This is a genomic window from Nitratireductor sp. J20-h4 (assembly GCF_056780505.1).
Genome location: NZ_CM165557.1, coordinates 1,010,069 through 1,028,239 on the forward strand (window position 1 = coordinate 1,010,069; position 18,171 = coordinate 1,028,239).

Annotated in this window: 16 protein-coding genes and 1 tRNA gene; 5 read left to right on the plus strand and 12 right to left on the minus strand. The window is 65.8% G+C overall.

Annotated features, from left to right (window positions below; all coding sequences use genetic code 11):
- Positions 1-14: 14 nt before the first annotated feature.
- The 4 genes from ACT2B0_RS04900 to ACT2B0_RS04915 all read right to left on the minus strand — a co-directional run bounded on the left by ACT2B0_RS04900 (position 15) and on the right by ACT2B0_RS04915 (position 3,200).
- Positions 15-410: a cupin domain-containing protein gene (locus ACT2B0_RS04900; RefSeq protein WP_473462028.1), complete on the minus strand. Its 396-nt coding sequence runs from the start codon at positions 408-410 to the stop codon at positions 15-17.
- A gap of 134 nt (positions 411-544) precedes the next feature.
- Positions 545-1,297 (minus strand): ZIP family metal transporter, encoded by a 753-nt coding sequence (locus ACT2B0_RS04905; RefSeq protein WP_348289021.1) that lies wholly within the window; start codon positions 1,295-1,297, stop codon positions 545-547.
- A 129-nt stretch (positions 1,298-1,426) separates the two neighbouring features.
- Complete coding sequence (locus ACT2B0_RS04910; RefSeq protein ID WP_348289018.1) at positions 1,427-2,590, minus strand: isovaleryl-CoA dehydrogenase; 1,164 nt, start codon at positions 2,588-2,590, stop codon at positions 1,427-1,429.
- Positions 2,556-3,200 carry a TetR/AcrR family transcriptional regulator gene (locus ACT2B0_RS04915; RefSeq protein WP_348289016.1) on the minus strand — a complete coding sequence of 215 codons (645 nt, stop codon included), beginning with the start codon at positions 3,198-3,200 and terminating at the stop codon, positions 2,556-2,558. Before ACT2B0_RS04915 ends, ACT2B0_RS04910 begins: the two co-directional genes overlap by 35 nt.
- Positions 3,201-3,642: 442 nt before the next feature.
- On the opposite strand from ACT2B0_RS04915, the gene rnk reads away from it, so the two are divergent.
- From rnk to ACT2B0_RS04930, 3 genes are all read left to right on the plus strand, one after another.
- A complete protein-coding gene (rnk, locus tag ACT2B0_RS04920) occupies positions 3,643-4,095 on the plus strand; it encodes a nucleoside diphosphate kinase regulator (RefSeq protein WP_348289013.1) in 453 nt (150 codons plus the stop codon).
- Between the two features lie 148 nt (positions 4,096-4,243).
- Positions 4,244-4,783, plus strand: a complete 540-nt coding sequence (locus tag ACT2B0_RS04925) for a GreA/GreB family elongation factor (RefSeq protein ID WP_348289011.1) — start codon at positions 4,244-4,246, stop codon at positions 4,781-4,783.
- Between the two features lie 116 nt (positions 4,784-4,899).
- The gene (locus tag ACT2B0_RS04930) at positions 4,900-6,156 is read left to right on the plus strand and encodes a D-amino acid dehydrogenase (RefSeq protein ID WP_473465793.1); all 1,257 of its coding nucleotides are present in this window, start codon (positions 4,900-4,902) and stop codon (positions 6,154-6,156) included.
- 16 nt (positions 6,157-6,172) lie between these two features.
- Here the strand turns inward: ACT2B0_RS04930 and ACT2B0_RS04935 are convergent, their stop codons facing one another.
- The 4 genes from ACT2B0_RS04935 to ACT2B0_RS04950 form a co-directional block, all read right to left on the minus strand.
- A complete protein-coding gene (locus tag ACT2B0_RS04935) occupies positions 6,173-7,285 on the minus strand; it encodes a pyridoxal phosphate-dependent aminotransferase (protein WP_473462031.1) in 1,113 nt (370 codons plus the stop codon).
- Positions 7,286-7,442: 157 nt separating this feature from the next.
- A complete protein-coding gene (locus ACT2B0_RS04940; RefSeq protein ID WP_348289005.1) occupies positions 7,443-8,537 on the minus strand; it encodes a porin in 1,095 nt (364 codons plus the stop codon).
- 262 nt (positions 8,538-8,799) lie between these two features.
- Positions 8,800-9,963, minus strand: a complete 1,164-nt coding sequence (locus tag ACT2B0_RS04945) for a serine hydrolase domain-containing protein (RefSeq protein WP_473462034.1) — start codon at positions 9,961-9,963, stop codon at positions 8,800-8,802.
- Positions 9,964-10,114: 151 nt separating this feature from the next.
- On the minus strand, positions 10,115-11,056 hold the full coding sequence (locus ACT2B0_RS04950) for a tyrosine-type recombinase/integrase (RefSeq protein WP_473462036.1): 942 nt from the start codon (positions 11,054-11,056) through the stop codon (positions 10,115-10,117).
- 38 nt (positions 11,057-11,094) lie between these two features.
- On the opposite strand from ACT2B0_RS04950, the gene ACT2B0_RS04955 reads away from it, so the two are divergent.
- Entirely contained in the window at positions 11,095-11,250 is a 156-nt protein-coding gene (locus ACT2B0_RS04955; protein ID WP_473462039.1) for a hypothetical protein, read from the plus strand.
- 48 nt (positions 11,251-11,298) lie between these two features.
- Here ACT2B0_RS04955 and ACT2B0_RS04960 read toward each other — a convergent pair whose 3' ends face one another.
- Together ACT2B0_RS04960 and ACT2B0_RS04965 are read right to left on the minus strand one after the other, a co-directional pair.
- Entirely contained in the window at positions 11,299-12,567 is a 1,269-nt protein-coding gene (locus ACT2B0_RS04960; RefSeq protein WP_473462041.1) for a porin, read from the minus strand.
- Between the two features lie 177 nt (positions 12,568-12,744).
- A tRNA-Ser gene (locus ACT2B0_RS04965) sits at positions 12,745-12,835 on the minus strand.
- Positions 12,836-13,337: 502 nt separating this feature from the next.
- Here ACT2B0_RS04965 and ACT2B0_RS04970 point away from each other — a divergent pair.
- The gene (locus ACT2B0_RS04970) at positions 13,338-14,555 is read left to right on the plus strand and encodes a porin (protein ID WP_473462044.1); all 1,218 of its coding nucleotides are present in this window, start codon (positions 13,338-13,340) and stop codon (positions 14,553-14,555) included.
- Positions 14,556-15,002: 447 nt separating this feature from the next.
- Here ACT2B0_RS04970 and ACT2B0_RS04975 read toward each other — a convergent pair whose 3' ends face one another.
- Together ACT2B0_RS04975 and ACT2B0_RS04980 are read right to left on the minus strand one after the other, a co-directional pair.
- On the minus strand, positions 15,003-15,887 hold the full coding sequence (locus tag ACT2B0_RS04975; RefSeq protein WP_473462046.1) for an alpha/beta fold hydrolase: 885 nt from the start codon (positions 15,885-15,887) through the stop codon (positions 15,003-15,005).
- A 233-nt stretch (positions 15,888-16,120) separates the two neighbouring features.
- Entirely contained in the window at positions 16,121-18,163 is a 2,043-nt protein-coding gene (locus ACT2B0_RS04980) for a lytic transglycosylase domain-containing protein (protein WP_473462048.1), read from the minus strand.
- Between the last annotated feature and the right edge of the window lie 8 nt (positions 18,164-18,171).

Consider the following 18,171-nt stretch of genomic DNA (forward strand, 5'->3'; position numbering starts at 1 on the left):
ATTGCGTGGCGTGGCTATTCGGTCGTGACGCCGTCGAAATGCTCTTCATCCGCCGCCGCCTGCGCCTTGGTCGCGTGCACGGTCCCTTCGCGGTGCTCCGGCGGTCCGTAGACCGTGTAGAGGCGCAGCGGTTCGTTGCCGGTGCATTTGACATTGTGGCGGGCGCCGGCCGGCACGATGAAGGCATAGTCCGCTTTCACCGGGGAGCGATTGCCGTCGATCCAGGCTTCGCCTTCGCCCTGCTCGACGCGGAAGAACTGGTCTCGATCGTCATGGATTTCCTCGCCGATGTCGTCGCCCGGCTGAATGGACATCAAAACGAGTTGCAGGTTGTTGCCCGTGTAGAGCACGCGCCGGAAATCCATATTCTCCTCGGTCAGCTTTTCGATGTCGTCCACAAAGCCACGCATCTCGTCTCTCCTGCTCGTCAATCGTGCCGTATTGCTGCAGGCTGGATAGCAAAACAGCATCCGGCCCGTATTGACCTCCGTCAAGTCGCGGTCTCGCACGCCCGAAATGCGGCGCCAACGCTTCGGACCGGAGTTCACCACGTGCCGAACAACACCAGCTGGAATGCCCAGAGCGCGACGATGGCGAGGACAACGGTGGTTCCAACCGCATCGCCCGAGGCGTTCTCCGTGGCATCCGGTATCAGTTCCGAAAACACCATCCAGATCATGGCGCCGGCCGCGATGCCCAGGCCAATCGGCAGGAAGGGTTCGAACGACTGCACAAACAGGAAGGCCGGCACGGCCATCAGCGGTTGGGGCAGGCTGGTGAAAATGCTCCACAGCGAAGCCTTCCAGACGGCCGTGCCGCGCGGGATCAGCACCAGGCAGATGGCGAGCCCCTCGGGGATGTTGTGGATCGCGATCGCGGTTGTGATAAAGGCGCCGAGTTCGGGCGTGCCGGCGAAGGAGACGCCGACCCCGATGCCTTCGGCAAAGGAGTGCGCCGTCATCACGCCCAGAATGAGAAGTGCCCGTGTCGCGCTCTTGCCGTGCAGGTCGGCGATGTCGGCGGTGTCGCGCCGCCGTAACAGCCGATTGGCCGCGAGGATGGCGGCAAGACCGAGCAGGATGCCGATAAGAACCCGGTCGAGGGCGATGTCCGCGCCTTCGTCGATCAGATTGTAACTTGCCCCCAGCATCAGCCCGGCCGCCACGGCATTGGCGATGCTGAGCCGCCATCGGTCGATGCGTTTCACGAAAACGAAGGGCAGGGCGCCCAAGCCGGTCGCCACCGCCGTCGTCATTGCCGCGAGGAAAACGAGAACGACATTGGCGTCCATGGTCATCTTTCGATCCGCGTTCCGTCATTGCCGCCCGCGCGGGTGTGCGGCCGGCTCCGGCAAACTTGTCGGGCACGTGGTCCCCCTGCGGGAATTCGGCGACCGGAAACCGGAGACGGCCAGCGCTCTGCCGCGTCAGCCGCTCTCCGCCATCATCTCGCGGCCGATCAGCCATCGCCTGATCTCGCTGGTTCCCGCACCGATCTCGTAAAGCTTGGCGTCGCGCAACAGCCGTCCGGTCGGATAGTCGTTGATATAGCCGTTGCCGCCGAGGATCTGGATGGCGTCGAGCGCGCACTGGGTCGCCTTTTCGGCGGAAAACAGCACGCAGCCGGCCGAATCCTTGCGTGTCGTCTCGCCCCGGTCGCAGGCCGCCGCCACCGCGTAGACATAGGCCCGGCTGGCGTTGAGCGCGGCGTAGATGTCGGCGAGCTTGGCCTGGACGAGCTGGAACTCGCCGATTTTCTGGCCGAACTGCTTGCGTTCGTGGCAATAGGGCACGGCCACGTCGAGGCAGGCGGCCATGATGCCGACCGGCCCGGCCGCCAGCACCACGCGTTCGTAGTCGAGGCCGGACATCAGCACCTCGACGCCCTTGCCCTCCTCGTGCAGCACGTTTTCGAACGGCACCTCGACATTGTCGAACACCAGTTCGCCGGTGTTGGAGCCGCGCATGCCGAGCTTGTCGAGCTTCTGCGCGACCGAGAATCCCTTCATGGTGTTTTCCACGATGAAGGCGGTGATGCCGCGCGAATGCCGCTCGGGATCGGTCTTGGCGTAAACCACCATCGTGTCGGCGTCGGGCCCGTTGGTGATCCACATCTTGGTGCCGGTCAACACGTAGCGGTCGTTCTTCTTTTCCGCCCTGAGCCGCATCGACACGACATCCGAGCCGGCGCCCGATTCCGACATCGCCAGCGCGCCGACCTTGTCGCCCGCGCACAGGCCGGGCAGATAGGCCGCCTTCTGCGCGGCCGTGCCCCAGCGCCTGATCTGGTTGACGCACAGATTGGAATGGGCGCCGTAGGAAAGCCCGACCGAAGCCGAGGCGCGCGAAATCTCCTCGATCGCCACCACATGGGCGAGATAGCCCATGCCCGATCCGCCGTGCTCGGGATCGGCAGTGATGCCGAGCAGCCCCAGTTCGCCGAGCTCCTTCCACAACCCGGCGGGGAATTCGTTGCTCGCGTCGATCTCGGCGGCGATCGGCGCGATCCTGTCCTGGGCGAAGCGGCGCACCATGTCGCGCAGCGCCTCGATCTCCTCACCCAGTCCGAACTGCATCATGTGCGTGTACATCGTGTTCCTCCGCAAGCCCGGTCGCTGCGACCAGGCGCATTGTCATGGTGTGGTATTTGTCGGCGACCTCGCGCACCGACAGCCTTTCGTCGGGACGGAACCAGACGATTACGCCGGTGATCATCTGAATGATCGCCATCGCCGTCAGCGCCGGGTCGTCGACGGTAAACGCACCGGTCGCCGCACCGGCGCGCAGGATTCCGCGCAATTCCTTTTCGTAGGTCGCGCGCAACCGCAGCACCGCCGTCAGCCGCTCGGGCGCAAGGCTTCTCAGCTCCATATTGGAGACATGGGTGGCGTGCCGGCGCGCGACATGAAAGACGATATGATTGCGCACGAATGCGGCAAGCCGCGCGGCGCTGTCGGCCGGACCGGGATCGGCTGCTCTCCAGGCTGCGATCAACTCCTCCATGTGCTCGCGCATCAGCGTGAACAACAATTCTTCCTTGGTCGGAAAATAGCGGTAGAGAGCGGCGGCCTGAACGCCGACTTCGGCCGCCAGCCGGCGCATCGAGACCGCCTCATAGCCATGGCGCGCGATCAGGTTAACGGCCGCGCCGCGGATCGCCGCCTCCGTCTTCTCCCCGTCCGAGCCGATTGTGCGCGCCATTGCGTTCCTCCCGGTCGGAATAATAAAACGAACGTTCAATTAATTCAAGGAAGCCGTTGTTGACCGTGACGGACCCAGGGAATGTGCGACGAGGGCCGGCCGGTCGGGTGTTCGCGCCTTGCGGTCTTGGACGCCGGGCTCGGCGTGCCGAGGGCCGGTCCGGTCCCGCACGAGGCTTGACATTCCCGCTGCCCTACACCAAGTCTCGAAGCATGTATTGGACCGAGCTGCCCGTAATAAGCCTTCACAGGGTGTGTCCTATCGCGGGACACTGACCCCCGGCCTGGTCGCGTCGCGCCCCGGCTGCGGGGGCACAGGCAGGTTTCCCCGCTGGGCGGGTCGAGGCAAGCCACACAGGCGACACTTCATTTCTCAAAACAAACCGGAGCGCCGCGCATCATTTTTTGCATCGGCGGCGCCAGATTTACGAGGAAGTCCAGGAATGGCTCCCGAAACCAAGAAAAAGCGCAAGCCGGCGATTGCCATGACCCGGTCCGACCACGAGCGGCTCTCGCGGCTGGCGGAAGGTTTTGCGGAGCGGAATCCCGCCGTCGCCGACCAACTCTTCGCCGAGCTCGACCGCGCGCGCACCGTGGACGATTCAAAACTGGCCGCCGATGTGGTGCGCATGGGCTCGCGTCTGCGCTTCACCAGCGATGTCGGCGAGGATCGCACGGTCACGCTGGTGTTTCCCGGCGAGGCGGATATCGCCGAGGGCAAGGTCTCCGTGCTGACGCCGATCGGCGTTGCGCTGATCGGCCTTGCGGCCGGTCAGTCGATCGACTGGACCGCCCGCGACGGCCGCATTCATCGCCTGACCGTCGAAAGCGTGGACAATACCGGCGGCGTGGTGTCCACGCCCGGGCCGGTGCATGCAGCGGGCCCCGCCTCATGAGCGGGGCCAGGCCTTTCTGTCGCCTCACGCTGTTCGGAGGCTGTCTCCTCGCAGGATCGTAGCCCCTGTGCCGCCCACCAGCGGCCAGGGGATTCTCCATTGTCGTCAAACCGCAACCGCTCCCCGGGCGGAGCGCTGGAGAACTGCGATGTCTGAGCACAGCTGCATCCTCACCACCAAGGACCATACGATCCTCGAAGTCATGTTCGAGCGCTGCCTGGGTCAGGACGATCCGATGGCGGCGCTGCTGAAAGAAAAGCTCGACACGGCGCGTGTCGTCTTCGGCGACGACGTTCCCGCCACCGTGGCGACCCTCAACAGCCGGATCACGTTCAGCGTCGACGGCCGCGAGCCCGATACAAGGGTGATCTCGCATGATCGCATGCAGTCGCCGGTCGGTCTTTTCCTTCCGCTGACCTCGCCGCGCGGGCTGGCGCTGATCGGTCTCGGCGAAGGCCAGCTTTTCCGGTTCGCCGGACAGGACGGCGTTCACGAGACGATCGTCCTGGAAAGCGTGCTCTATCAGCCCGAGGCCGCGCGGCGCGAGAAGGAAGCGCTGACGCGCATGGCGCCGCCTGTGCATAGCCGGCCGACGCTCACGTTGATCCAGGGCAGCGCCCGAACCTCGGGCCGCCCGGCTTCGGTCGGTCCCGGCGGGTTCGACGATCCAGGCCCCTCCGCCGCCTGAAAGGACCATCCGGCTTTCGCGGTTTCCGGTCATCGGCGACGGGCCCGGCCAAGCCGCAGCCCCGGGGCACCGTCCGCCGGGCAGCGCCACCCCATTCAAACCACCGGAGAACGAGAATCATGAGAGTGCTGGTCCTCGGCGGAGGCGTCATCGGCGTGACCACCGCCTACTATCTGGCCCGGTCCGGACACGAGGTTGAACTCGTCGAACGCGGCGATGGGCCGGGCAAGGAGACCAGCTTCGCCAATGCCGGTCAGATATCGCCGGGCTACGCCTCGCCCTGGGCGGCCCCGGGCGTGCCGCTGAAGGCGTTGAAATGGCTTGCAATGCGGCACGGGCCGCTGGTGGTGCGTCCGGGTCTGGACCCGGCCCGCTGGATATGGCTCTTGAAGATGCTGCGCAACTGCACCGCGGACCGGTATGCGCGCAACAAGGCCCGCATGGTGCCGCTTGCCGAATACAGCCGCGACTGCCTGAAGCAGCTGCGTGCCGAGACCGGCATTGCCTATGACGAGCGCAGCCGCGGCACGCTGCAACTTTTCCGCACCCAAAAACAGTTCGACGGCATTGCCCGCGACGTCGAGGTGCTGCGCCAGTTCGACGTCGCCTACGAGGCGCTCGACCGCAAGGGTTGCGTGGCGGCCGAACCGGGACTGGCCGGCGCCAGGACCGATTTCGTCGGCGGTCTGCGGCTGCCCGGCGATGAGACCGGCGACTGCCATCTTTTTACCACCCTGCTGGCGCAGGCCGCCGCCGCGCACGGCGTGACGTTTTCCTACGACACCGACGTGCAGGCGCTGATAAACGACGGCCGCGCGATGACGGGCGTTGTGACGTCGCGCGGTTTCCGCGAGGCCGATGCCTATGTGGTGGCGCTCGGCAGTCACAGCCCGGCGCTGCTCGGCCCGCTGGGGCTAAAACTGCCGGTCTATCCGGTCAAGGGCTATTCGCTCACCATGCCGGTCGCCGAGGAAGACGCTGCCCCGGTCTCGACCGTGATGGACGAGACCTACAAGACCGCGATCACCCGTTTGGGCACGCGCATTCGCGTCGGTGGAACGGCCGAGATCGCCGGCTTCGACCTCGGCCCCAGGCCAAGCCGCCGGGCCGCGCTCGAGCACTCCTTCAATCAATTGTTTCCAGCGGGCGGCGATACCGCAAAGGCCACGTTCTGGTGCGGGTTGCGTCCGATGACGCCGGACGGTCCGCCCGTGGTCGGCACGACCCCGGTGGGGAGGCTTTATCTCAACACCGGCCACGGCACGCTGGGCTGGACCATGGCCTGCGGCTCGGCGCGGGTTCTGGCCGATTTGATCGGCTGCAGGACGCCCGAGGTCGATGCCGGCGATCTGAACCTGGCGCGCTACGGCTGACCCGGCCGCCCGCCGTTCAGCCGGCGGCGGCCGCCGCGAGCGCCCCGGGCAATTCGGCTGCGAAAAGCGCCAGTTCGGCCCCGGGCCCGGTCGAGACGCGGATGCAGCGGTCGAGGCCGGGCGCCATCGGTTTGCGCACGAAGATGCCGGCGCCAAGCAGCGCGTCCATCACCTTTTGCGCATAGGCGCCGTCGCGTCCGCAATCGATGGTGACGAAATTGGTCGCCGAGGGCAGGGCGGCAAGCCCGTTTTCCGCGGCGATCGCCGCGATCCGGTCGCGCCCGGCGGCGACCTTGCCGACGATGGTCTCCAGCCAAGCCTGGTCGGCAAGAGCCGCGAGTGCGGCCGCCTGCGCCATGCGGTTGACCCCGAAATGGTTGCGCACCTTGTCGAAGGCGCGGATCTGTTCGCGTTCGCCGATCGCGTAGCCGCAGCGCAGGCCGGCCAGCCCATAGGCCTTGGAGAAGGTACGCAAGCGCAGCACGTTGGGCCGTTCGACGTCGAGCGGCGGCAGCGCCCCGGCCGGCGCTGTCTCGCCATAGGCCTCGTCGAGAACCAGCATTGTGTGTTCCGGCAGCGCCTCGATGAAGCGTGTCACCGCCTCCGCGTCCCACCACGTGCCCATCGGATTGTCTGGATTGGCGAGATAACACAGGCTGGCTTTTTCGCGTCGCGCCGCCTCGGCCAGGCCGTCGAGATCCTCGTGGTCGTTGCGGTACGGCACGGTGACGAGCCGTGCGCCGAAACCGGCGACATGATAGTTGAAGGTCGGGTAGGCGCCGAGCGAAGTCACCACGGTGGCGCCGGGCGCGGCGAACAGGCGCACGACCAGGCCGAGCAGCCCGTCAATGCCTTCGCCGACCGCGATCGTGTCGGGCGCCACGCCGAGCTGTGTCGCGAGCGCCTGTTTGAGGTCGAAATTTTCCGGGTCGCAATAGCGCCAGGCCAAACCGGCCGCCCGCGCCATCGCATCGATCACGGACGGGGCCGGGCCGAACCCGCTCTCATTGGCGCCGAGACGGGCACGGAACGGCGCGCCGCGCGCGCGCTCCTGCGTTTCGGGCCCGACGAAGGGCACGGTGGCGGGCAACGACTGGGCAAGCGGGGTGAGGGCGGGGCGAAAACTCATGGGTGCGGGAAATCCGGATAGCGATGGGGAGCGCAATATAGTCGGATTTGGCGCCGGCAGGAACAGCGTCGTCGATTGGCCAACGGCGGCGCGGCACGAAAACGGCCCGGCGCGAAGGCCGGGCCGAAAAGCGGTCCGTTACAGAGGTCGAGTTCGATCAGAAGCTGCGCTTGAACGACAGGAAGCCGCCGACCGAGCCGTCGCGGGTGTCGATCTTGTCGTAGGTCACCTCGGAGCGAACCTCGAAATTGTCGATCGGCTCCCACACCATTGACAGTTCGGCGACATAACCGTTCAGCCCGGTGCTGACGCTGGAATTGCCGGCATAGAAATCGTTGAAATATTCAAAGCCGACCGAACCGCCGACCGTCGACGTGAACTGGTGGTAGTAGGAGGCGAGCGCGGCCCATTCGGCATTGCCCATGCCGCCCGAGATCGCGCCATAGGAGCTGCCGGTGCCGTAGACGTGGTCGCCATCGGCGTAATAGCCGACCAGGCGGAACGAGGAACCGGTGGTGTTGGGCACGTTGAGCTGCAGGCCGATCGACGCGCCGAAGCCGTCGAAGGACTCGTCATAACCGACCCGGCCCCAGACACCGCCCCAGCCCTGCTCGTACGACAGCACGCCGACGACGTCGGGCATGTACCCCTCGCCGGAAAGCGTGTCGTCTTCCAGCGAGATGACGCCGAACAGTCCGCCCGCGGTCGAGAAGTTGTACTGGATCAGGTGGCGCTGCTGGTCGCCGTACCACAAGGCGCCGTCGGAATGCGTGCCGGTGGTGTCGACGCCCGAAATCGTGTCGGCCCAGGCCGATTCGGTGTAACCCATGCGCAGGCCGCCGAGGCTGATCCAGGCCTGGTCGACGCTGACCGCGCCGTCGCTCGGCACGCCCCAGCTCGACTGCAGCCGCAGATAGCTGCGCAGCATGCCCCATTCGGTGTCCTGGCGGGCGTCGATATTCACCCGGGCGCGGGTTTGCTTGTTCCAGCCGTCAGGCGCGTATCCGTTGAAGTTCGGCGTATCGGTCAGCCCGTCGTCGCTGGTCGCGCCGACCCGGTAGCGCACGTAACCCGAGATGCGCAGGCAGGTTTCGGTGCCGGGGATGTAGAAGAACCCGGCGCCGAAAGCGTCGCAGACCCGTACATATTCCACCGGCTCCGGCTCGGCGATGACCACGGCGTCGGCCGCCATGGCGGCGGGCGCAAAGGCCAGCACCGCCGTTGTTCCGACAAGCAACTTATTGATCTTCATGTCATTCTCCAATGGTGAGCGGGCCCTGGGATGCCCGCCCGAAAGGCGTTTGATACGTCCGGCGCCTGAGCGAAGACGTTCGGCAATCGAATCGTAATGTTATAACAAATTATGACTCGATTGATCAGCAATAAGCAGATTGTTGCCGGGTTGGCCAGAGCGAAATTGCGTCGCAGCCGAGCTTTCCGCGCCGCTGACCGGACGCGGGCGGACAATCGTCCAACTATGTGACATCTGTGCTACAGAACCTGGGCGGTGGCCGTCACAGCGCGCGCGCGATCCGGGCCAGCATCGCGGCTTCGCGCCGTGTGGCGGGATCGTGGCTCGGCTGCGGCCGCGAGGACAGTTTGGCCAGCACCACCCGGCGCTGCGGATCGATCCACAGCCATTGCTCGTGGATGCCGATCGCGGCCAGGCTGCCATGATCGTCGCCGACCGAATACCAGCACGAGCGGTAGCGCCCCTGTGCGAACAGGTCGACGAAATCGCCGTCCGCCCAGGCGCTCCGGCTGCCGCTTGTACGCAGGTCCGAAATCCAGTCCGCCGGCACCACCTGGCGGCCCTTGGCGACCCCGCCGTCGAGCACGAGCTGGCCGATCCGGGCCAGGTCGCGCGCCGTCATCGCGATGCCGCCGGCCGCCCGCGCCGTTCCGATCCGGTCGACGGTGACAAGGGCCTCGCCCGTGGCCCCCATCGGCCGCCACAGCCTGTCGCGCAAAAAGGCATGGTAGCGCTGGCCGGCCGCGCGCTCGACGACCAGGCCGAGCATGTCGCTCACCGGCGAGGCGTAGCGAAAGCGCCGGCCATGGGGTCCGTCGGCGCGCGGCAGCGCGGCAAGCACCTGCGGCAGGGTTTGCGCCGCGTCGGGATCGTGCTCGGGGTTCCACAACATGGCGCGGCGATAGCGGTCGAAGGCGCTGTGCCGGTCGAGATAGTTTTCCTCGAAATCGAGACTGACGGTCATGTCGAGCAGGTGGCGCACCCTGGCGTCTGCAAACGCCGAACCGGGCTCGACCGCGACATGGTCGGTAACCGGTTGGTCGGGATCGAGCACTCCGTCGCCGACCGCGATGCCGGCGAGCAGGCCGGTGACGGATTTGGAGATCGAAAACACGATATGGGCGCGGGCGGGGTCGCAATGGGTCGCGTGCCATTCGGCGACCAGCGCCCCGTCGCGCATCACCACGAAGGCGTCGCCATGCGAGGCTTCCAGATGGGCCGTGGCACTGATTTTGCCGCCGTCGTCCGCCTCGATCGTCAGCGCGTCGAGCAGGCCGGACCCCGGGCCGGGCGCCGGTTTGCCGGCTGGCGCGCTGATCTGCGCGCACGGCACCAATTCGCCGACATTCTGGAACGCCCAGGTGCTGGCGGGATATGTGCGCCAGTTGCCGAGATGGATCCGGTCGCGGGCAGGGGGCAGGGACATGGGGCGCGGTCCGATGGTCGAGTTCGCACCCCATTAGGCGCCGGCGGCCGCCCATGCAAGCTGCGCGTTCCTGCCGCGTTCAGGCGGGTCGTGACGCCGGCGCGGCGAGCGTTTTCGCAGGGATTTCTGGCCGAACGCCCGCGCAAGTGCCTCAACAGTCGTTGCAGCGCTCGTGTTCCAGCACCTTGACGCAGGAATCCAGATCGTGCGTGGCGAGATGGGCGTAGCGCATCGTCATCTGCAGGGTCTGGTGGCCGAGCCACATCTGCACCCGGCGAATGTCGATGCCGCCGCGCACCAGGCGCGAGGCGCAGGTATGGCGCAGAATATGTGGCACCACGTCCTTGTCGGCGCCGAGCCCGACGCTGGCCTTGGCCTCGTTCCAGATCGCCCGGTAGCGCACCTGGGTCAGCGTCGCGAACGGGCCGTTGGCGATCCCGCGCTGGCGCTCGATCGCGTTTTTGGCCCGTCGGGTCAGCGGCACGGTGCGATAGCGGCCGGACTTGGTGACCCAGAAGGTGACGCGGCCCGAATCGATATCGTTCCAGATCAGGCCGAGCGCCTCGCCGAGGCGGCAGCCCGTATCGACCAGAAAGACGGAAAGCCGGTAGGCGTCGCCGCTGCGCGCCTTGATGGCGGCAAACAGGCGTGCCTCTTCCTGTTGTTCCAGGAAGCGGATCCGCCCGGCTCTTTCCTTTTGCCGCCGGAACTCCGGCAGGCTGTGAATCTTACCCATCTTATGCGCCTTGCGCAGCAATTTGCTCAGGGCCGCCATCTTGCGGTTGATGGTGGCGTTGCTGTTGCCGCGCTCGCGCAGGGCTCCGATCAGGTCGTCGAGCATGTCCTGGGTGAAGACGCAAAACCCCTTTCCAAGCAGGATTTCGTCGAGTTCCCCGATGAAAGCGGCGACATTGGTCTTGTGCCGTCCATCTTCCCAGATGACATCGCCGAAGCGCGCGTAAAGCTCGGCCAGGGAATGTTCCGAAACCGGGTGAATCCCGCCACGCCAGTCGAAGGAATAGATCGTGGCGTAGCCGTTGGCCGGTCTTTCCTGGCCTTTGCCGGCAAAGGAAAATCCGGCGGCGGTATTCATCTCTTTTCCCGAAATTTCTAAATTAGGATGTTTTGAATATGGTTCTTTTTCATCCTCAGGCAACGGGATTGCTCTCTTTTTATGAATTTCGCCCGGTTATGGTAAACTTCCCGCAAGGCGCTCCAACAACCTTGCTTGGATATTTGGAGTTGCTTTTCGACCTCCAGTATTTCCGCTGGCGCGGCGGGGGCTGATGAAAAATGGCCCGGCTTCGCAGCCGGGCCATCCGCGATTGCGGCCTGTTAGAAGTAGCGCGTGAAGCGCAGATAGCCCGAAACCGTGCCGTCCGGGTCGAAGGCGGACGATCCGCCAAACGCGGGAACCGTGCCAATATCGTCATAGTGGATCTCGGTGCGGACTTCGAAATCCGAAACCGGCATCCATACCAGCGACAACTCCGCTCCCCAGGCATCGATGCCCGTGCTCACGGACGAGCCTGGGAAATAGAGGTCGGCAAAATACTGCGCCGCCACCGAAACGCCGAGGGTTGACGAGAACTGATGGTTATAGGACGCCAGGATCGACCATTCCGGTTGGACGCCGAGAGCGCTGCCGGGACCGTAGCTATTGTCGCTGTCGGCGTAGAAGCCGAGAATGCGCAGCGACGAGCCGGGCATGTTCGGCACGTTGATCTGAGCGCCGAGCTGGACCGCCCAGCCGTCTGCCGTCGCCGAGGGCACTGCATAACCGGCAAACGCCGGCAGACCGGCGACGTTGCGGCCGCCGCGGCTCTCGTCATAGGCGACCTTGGCCCAGACGGCGCCCCAGCCCTGCGAGATGCCGATCTTGGCGACGACGTCGGGCATGTAGCCTTGACCGGACAGCGTGTCGTCTTCGAGCGAGATCGCGCCGAAGAAACCGTTGCCGCCGTCGAAGCGGTAACCGATCAGGTGACGCTGCTGATAGCCGTAATACATGCCGTGCCAGGAATGCGAGCCGTAGTTGGACGGTCCGCCGTTCTTGGAGTCGGCCCAGAAAGACTCGGAGTAACCCATCATCAGGCCGCCGAGCTCGATGTAAGCCTGATCGACGGAGAGCGGGCCGTCCTCTGGTGTGCCCCAGGTCGATTGCAGACGGATGCGGCTGCGCAGGGAGCCCCACTCGGTTTCCTGACGCGCATCGATGTTCACGCGGGCACGGGTCAACTTGTACCAGCCTTCGTCGCCGTCATCGTTGCGCCCGAAAGCGCCTGGCGTATCCGTGCCGCCAATGGTCGCTCCCTTAGGCGGGTCAGTTAGGCCCGTCTTGGCGTTGAGCACATAGTCGGTCTCGGGCGTGATCTTGAGCGGGCTTGCATCCGAACCTGTCCCGACCTGGTACCAGACGTAGCCCGAAATGCGCAGGCAGGTCTCGGTGCCGGGAATGTAGAAGAAGCCCGCGCCGTATGCGTCGCACACGCGCACATATTCGACGGGTTCCGGCTCGGCGATGACGACGGCGTCGGCAGCGCGTGCACCGGAGACCGCGGCCAGGGCCGCGGCGGAGCCAAGAAGCAGGCTCTTGATTTTCATTTCTGACCTCCAGTCAAGAGCCGGAGGCATGGAAGAAAAATGGTTTTAGATCAGAAGGTTTTCTATATTTCCGGTTTGGCTGAAATACCGGCGTCAGCCGTGCCGTGTCCGGGCGCCGCCGTCGGCTCGGCGCAGTCACCTGCCTATCGAAGCTGTAAACGAGGCGGGGAGGCAAAATGGCGGAGAGGATGGGATTCGAACCCACGAGGCCCTTTTGGGGCCTACTCCCTTAGCAGGGGAGCGCCTTCGACCACTCGGCCACCTCTCCGCGGCTCTCGCCGGCCCGTGAGATAGAGAAAACCGCGCCATCAATCAACACGCATGCGTCCGGGCGGTGCAAAAAAGAACATCGGCGCCCGTGGCGTCGGCCTGACGACGCGCCGCGTGTGTGCGCAACACATAAGGACAGCCATAGCCCGCCTGTCGATTCGGTCTTGAAGCTCGACGATTCGGCGCGCATTTGCGGGCTTTGTCGGGTCGCCAATTGCCGAAAATGCACAAATCCGCGTTTACGCCCCGTTAGGAATTGCCGCATTCTCGCCCGGCCGGGGACAAAAACGTGGCTTTTGTGCAACATCCCCTTCCGAACGGTCCTGCAGAACCCGCGTCGAGGCCATATCCGTGTTGAACCGGCAGGCCGGCTGAGTATGGTGAGCCTCGGAGAAGGGGCGTGACACGCATCTTTTTCATGTTTGGGGATCGGGCAGAGTTTGCTGTCCTTCAGCCAGAATAGCCCAAACCCACTTTTAAACTTTGACTGGAGGTCAGAAATGAAAATCAAGAGCCTTCTTCTTGGCTCCGCCGCGGCCCTGGCCGCGGTCTCCGGTGCACGCGCTGCCGACGCCGTCGTCATCGCCGAGCCGGAACCCGTCGAATATGTGCGCGTGTGCGACGCATACGGCGCGGGCTTCTTCTACATTCCCGGCACCGAGACCTGCCTGCGCATCTCGGGCTACGTCTGGTACCAGGTTGCAGCCAACGGTTACCGCGATGCGTCGTCGGCCGTCAGCGGCGGCGACACCACGCCTTATGCCGGCGGCACCGCCGGTGAGGGCTGGTACAAGTCGACCCGTGCCCGCGTGAACATCGATGCGCGTCAGGAGACCGAGTGGGGCTCCCTGCGCAGCCGCATCCGTCTGCAGTCGACCTGGGGCTTCCAGGGTGACGGCCCGACCACTGTCGACCAGGCTTACATCGAGCTCGGCGGCCTGATGATGGGTTACTCCGAATCGTTCTGGGCCGACTCCAAGAACGGCGGACCGTCCAACTATGGCTCGCACTCCTGGGGTGGCATGTATTACGGCTACCAGCAGCGTCACCTGATCGGTTACCGCTTCGACGGCGGCAACGGCTTCTTCGGCGCCATCTCGCTCGAAGACGACACGCTGTCCGGCGAAGGCTACATGCCCGACGTCGTTGCCAAGATCGGCATCTCGCAGGGCTGGGGCGCTGTCTGGGTGAAGGTCGCCTACGACGAGAGCTTCGACGGCACGATCCCGACCCTTTCGGGCCTGGCTCCGTTCGCCGGCACCAACAGCGGCGGCTTCGGCGCTCAGCTTGGCGCGCAGATCAACATCCCGAACATGCCGGGCTCCTCGCTCCGCGCGTTCGTGTTCTACGCTGACGGCGCGCATGCCTACAATGTCGGCTCGCCGAGCGTGATCTTTGGCCCCACCGGCGAAAGCTACTACGGTGGTGCTGAGTGGAGCGTGCTGGTTTCCTACAACCATCAGTTCTCCTCGACCCTCGGCGCCTCGGTGGCGTTCCAGTGGTGGAACGACCTGTACTACGCGGGTTCGGATCTGCTCTCCGGTGCTGATGCCTGGGGTGCTGAGTTCTCGCTGGTGTGGATGCCGGTTTCGGACTTTGAAGTCCGCGCCGAGATTCATTACGACGACGTTGGTGCCTTCAGCTTCCCGGCCACCCCGGCTCCGCTGGATCCGGACGGTACGGTTTCGGGCTACCTGCGCTTCACGCGCTACTTCTAATCGGCTGATCAGCTGATTTGAGGAAAACCCGGCGGGCGACCGCCGGGTTTTTCGCGTTTTGGTCGAAGGTTCGGCGGTGGTCGGGCATGTCCGGGGCGCCGGTCTGTCGGGCGACGGAGCACCGGCATAAATACGCAGGCGCGACCGACGGGCGGGATTGTGCGAGATCCCCAGATGCAGGACCCCCCGTCGCCTGCCTCGCCCGACCTCGGTCTTTCACGCCCTCAACCTGCGCGGCTGGCGGCGCGAACACCGCATCGCTCCGCATTCCAGGCAAGATCATGAAACCGCGGCGATCAGACGGACCCGTTTGAAGAGGCCTGCTCCAGGAGTGTCGCCGTCCGGCATCGTTTGAACAAGACAAGCGGACGCCGGGTTTTCGGCGAGAATGGCCCCGGACGGCATGCCGGATCGCGTCTGGCGATGAACCCGAACGCGGCTCCCGAACTAGCGGCGGTCGGCCTTTGCCAGAAAGGCGCCGATACGTCGTGGCAAGTCGCCGGTTTCAAGCAACGGCGCATGGCCTTGCCCGGCCACGGTGATCGTTTCGAGGTCGGGATGGCGATCCGCCATCTCACTCAGCGTAGCGGCGGAAAGCAGTTTCGAATTGGCGCCGCGAATGGCAAGCACCGGAATTGCACCGAGCCCGGCGAATTGCGGCCACAGTTCCGGCAACGGCCGATTGAGGTCGACACCGGTCACTGTTTTCAACAGTGCGGGATCGTAGGCCGGCACCGGCGGCTCGCTGTCTTCGACATAAAGCGCGTCGACCATGCGCGCCCAATCCTGGTCCGACAGAGCCTCGAACGAGGCGCCGGCCGCCGCCCGCTGGATGGCGATTGCGTCGGCGCGCGTCTTGGGCCGCGGCGCGCGTTCCAGATAGGCGCGAATCTGCGCCAGACCCGCCCCGTCGATGCGCGGTCCGATATCGTTGAGGATCGCCGCTTTCAATAGGCCGGGACGCAGCGCCGCGAGCGCATGGATAATGAGCCCGCCGCGCGAGGTGCCGACGAAAGCGCCGTGCCCGATGCCGGCCGCCACCAGGCCGGCGATAATGTCGTCTGCTTCCACCAGCACGTCGTAGCGGCGCCAGTCCTTGTCCCACGCCGACAGGCCGCGGCCGCGATAGTCGAAGGCGATGATGGTGCGGGCGCGGCCGGTTTCGCGCGTCAAGGCGAGGGCGAGCGCGTGGAAATCGCGCGCATTGCGCGTCAATCCCGGCAGACAGATCAACGGCAGGCCGTCTCCATCGCCCGGATAAAGCCGCGCATGAAGCCGCAACCCGTCCGAAGCGGTGAAGAAAAAGCTCCGATACGCGACGTCCTGCTGCACGAATGGCTCCTCTGGCTCCGGCACCGTATTTGGGCGGGGATGGATCGACAGGCCGTTTCGCCGGCTTGGCGTCGCGATCCATCTCTTCGTTGAAACGCGGTCTTTTTCGCAAAAGGCCGAGGCGCAGGTGCCCGATCACGCTCTACCGGCCGCCGTCCGCAAGGTCAAACGCGCGGCCGGTTCGCGGCCGCGCGCACAAAACGCGGTTGCCGACCGTCCCTGTCCGGCGCGGCTTAGCGTCCCCTTATCAGATCTCTTTCGATATCAACGCGGCCGGTCAACTGCATCTTGTAGACCTGATAATTCTCCATCACGCGCTGCACATAGTTGCGGGTTTCGGTGTAGGGGATGCGCTCGATCCAGTCGATCACGGTCTCGATGTCGGCGCCGCGCGGGTCGCCATAGCGCTCCGCCCATTCGGCGGCGCGGCGCGGCCCGGCATTGTAACCGGCGAAGGTCAGCACGTAGGACCCGTCGAACCGCGCGAGCTGCTCGTCGAGAAAGGCCGCGCCCAGCGTGGCGTTGTAGCCGGCGTCGCTGGTCAGCCGCGCCGCCGAATAGGCAAGTCCGGTCTTGCGCGCCATGTCCTTGGCGGTGCCGGGCAAAAGCTGCAGCAAGCCGCGCGCGCCGGCGCCCGAGATGGCGGCCACGTTGAATTCGCTTTCCTGGCGCGCCACCGCGTAGGCAAGGGCCTTGCCGGCCTCCGCGACGTCGGCGGAAGGCGGGATAGCCCCAAGCGGATAGGCGAGCGCGCCTGTATCGATGCCGCGCGCGGCGGCGATCTTGCTGATCTTCAGGGCCAGGAAATGATTGCCGCGGCCTTGCGCCCTGGCCGCCAGCAGCGCGATTTCGCCCGGGCTCGTCAACTCGCCGGCCAGGCCGCGATACAAGACATCCGCGCGCCAGCCATGGCCGGCGCGTTCCAGCCTGTCGATCGCCGCCACGATCTCGCGACCCGCAAAACGGTCGCGGTCGGCCTCGGTCGGCTCCGGATAACCGGCCGCGATCGTGTTTTGGCCGAGCCGCGCAGCGGCGAGCTGGCCGTAAAACGCAGTGCCGTAGGCAGCGGCGCGCCGAAATTCCTGCTCCGCTTCGCCCGGGCCGCCGGCCTCGGCCGCGCGACCGAGCCAGTAGTGCGCCCGCGCCAGCGAAATCGGCCCTGACGAAACCGCCGCGATACGGGCGAAATGGGCTGCGGCCCGTTTGGCGTCGCCGAGCCCGCTGAGCGCGTACCAGCCGGCGTGAAACTCGGCATCGGCGATCGCGGCCGCGCTTTCGGCGGCATGGTTGGCGGCGACCCGGTAGGCGCGCTCGGTTTCGCCGCTATCCAGCAATTCCCGTGACAACACCCGGCGCTCGACCCACCAGGCGTCGGGATCGATCCCCCGCTCGCCCTCGCGCGGCGCATCGGCGAGTGTGTCCGCGGCCTCGACGAACCGGCCCTGTCGCCTGAGAAACTTTGCTTTGGCATGATAATAGCCGGCACTGCGTTGGATTTCCGGCACGGCCTCCAGCAAGGCTCCGGCATTGTCGCGGTTGCGGATCACCGCTCCCCAGGCGGCGACCAGCGCCTCGGCGCCGGCCCTGGCGGCCACGCGCTCGGCGGAGCGGATGCGGTCTTCGTACAGCATGCGTTCGGCGCGGTAGCGGTGGTCTTCGGCCGGCAAGACCGACCCGAAAGCTCGCAGGAAGGCGGCTTCCTGACGGGCGTCGAGCTTGGTGCGGCGCCAGAACGGCGCCAGCAGGGTGCGGGCCTCCTGCGCGCGGCCGAGCGCCAGCAGCGCCTTGCCGAACACCATCGTTCCTTCGAAAGTTTGCGGCGGCGCGGCGGAAAAGGCGTTCGCCACGACCTGCGGCTCGGCGTTTGCCTCGGCGAGAGCGCGTTCGGCGTTGCGGCGCGGCGTTTCCAACCCGGGCCAATCGGGCAGGGCCTCGGCGGTCGTGGCGCTCTCGTCGCCGGCAAGCGCGATCGCCCAGGTGAGGATCTTGCGGTCGAGCGCGCCGGCCGGCAGCGCGTCGCGCCGCGTCTGCGCACCGTCGACATCGCCGCTGGAAAGGGCCTCGAGACCATCTTTGAGTCGGGCAAGGCTATTGCTGTCGGCCGCCGAGTGGCCGTCGGAAACAATTTCCCGCGACACGACCGATCCCGTCGTCAAGTGCGGGTCGACATCGGTGGCGGGGTCGGGCGCGTCCACGAAGGCCACGACCAGCAGTGCCGGCAGCGTGCTCAACAGTAGCACCGACCCGATCCTGGCTGCCGTCGTTCTCGCCTTCATTGCTGTTG

Excerpts from the sequence above, each read along its gene's own strand:
- ACT2B0_RS04900 (WP_473462028.1), bottom strand. The coding sequence starts at position 410 with ATGCGTGGCTTTGTGGACGACATCGAAAAGCTGACCGAGGAGAATATG.
- ACT2B0_RS04905 (WP_348289021.1), bottom strand. The coding sequence starts at position 1,297 with ATGACCATGGACGCCAATGTCGTTCTCGTTTTCCTCGCGGCAATGACG.
- ACT2B0_RS04910 (WP_348289018.1), bottom strand. The coding sequence starts at position 2,590 with ATGTACACGCACATGATGCAGTTCGGACTGGGTGAGGAGATCGAGGCG.
- ACT2B0_RS04915 (WP_348289016.1), bottom strand. The coding sequence starts at position 3,200 with ATGGCGCGCACAATCGGCTCGGACGGGGAGAAGACGGAGGCGGCGATC.
- rnk (WP_348289013.1), top strand. The coding sequence starts at position 3,643 with ATGGCTCCCGAAACCAAGAAAAAGCGCAAGCCGGCGATTGCCATGACC.
- ACT2B0_RS04925 (WP_348289011.1), top strand. The coding sequence starts at position 4,244 with ATGTCTGAGCACAGCTGCATCCTCACCACCAAGGACCATACGATCCTC.
- ACT2B0_RS04935 (WP_473462031.1), bottom strand. The coding sequence starts at position 7,285 with ATGAGTTTTCGCCCCGCCCTCACCCCGCTTGCCCAGTCGTTGCCCGCC.
- ACT2B0_RS04940 (WP_348289005.1), bottom strand. The coding sequence starts at position 8,537 with ATGAAGATCAATAAGTTGCTTGTCGGAACAACGGCGGTGCTGGCCTTT.
- ACT2B0_RS04945 (WP_473462034.1), bottom strand. The coding sequence starts at position 9,963 with ATGTCCCTGCCCCCTGCCCGCGACCGGATCCATCTCGGCAACTGGCGC.
- ACT2B0_RS04950 (WP_473462036.1), bottom strand. The coding sequence starts at position 11,056 with ATGAATACCGCCGCCGGATTTTCCTTTGCCGGCAAAGGCCAGGAAAGA.
- ACT2B0_RS04955 (WP_473462039.1), top strand. The coding sequence starts at position 11,095 with ATGGTTCTTTTTCATCCTCAGGCAACGGGATTGCTCTCTTTTTATGAA.
- ACT2B0_RS04960 (WP_473462041.1), bottom strand. The coding sequence starts at position 12,567 with ATGAAAATCAAGAGCCTGCTTCTTGGCTCCGCCGCGGCCCTGGCCGCG.
- ACT2B0_RS04970 (WP_473462044.1), top strand. The coding sequence starts at position 13,338 with ATGAAAATCAAGAGCCTTCTTCTTGGCTCCGCCGCGGCCCTGGCCGCG.
- ACT2B0_RS04980 (WP_473462048.1), bottom strand. The coding sequence starts at position 18,163 with ATGAAGGCGAGAACGACGGCAGCCAGGATCGGGTCGGTGCTACTGTTG.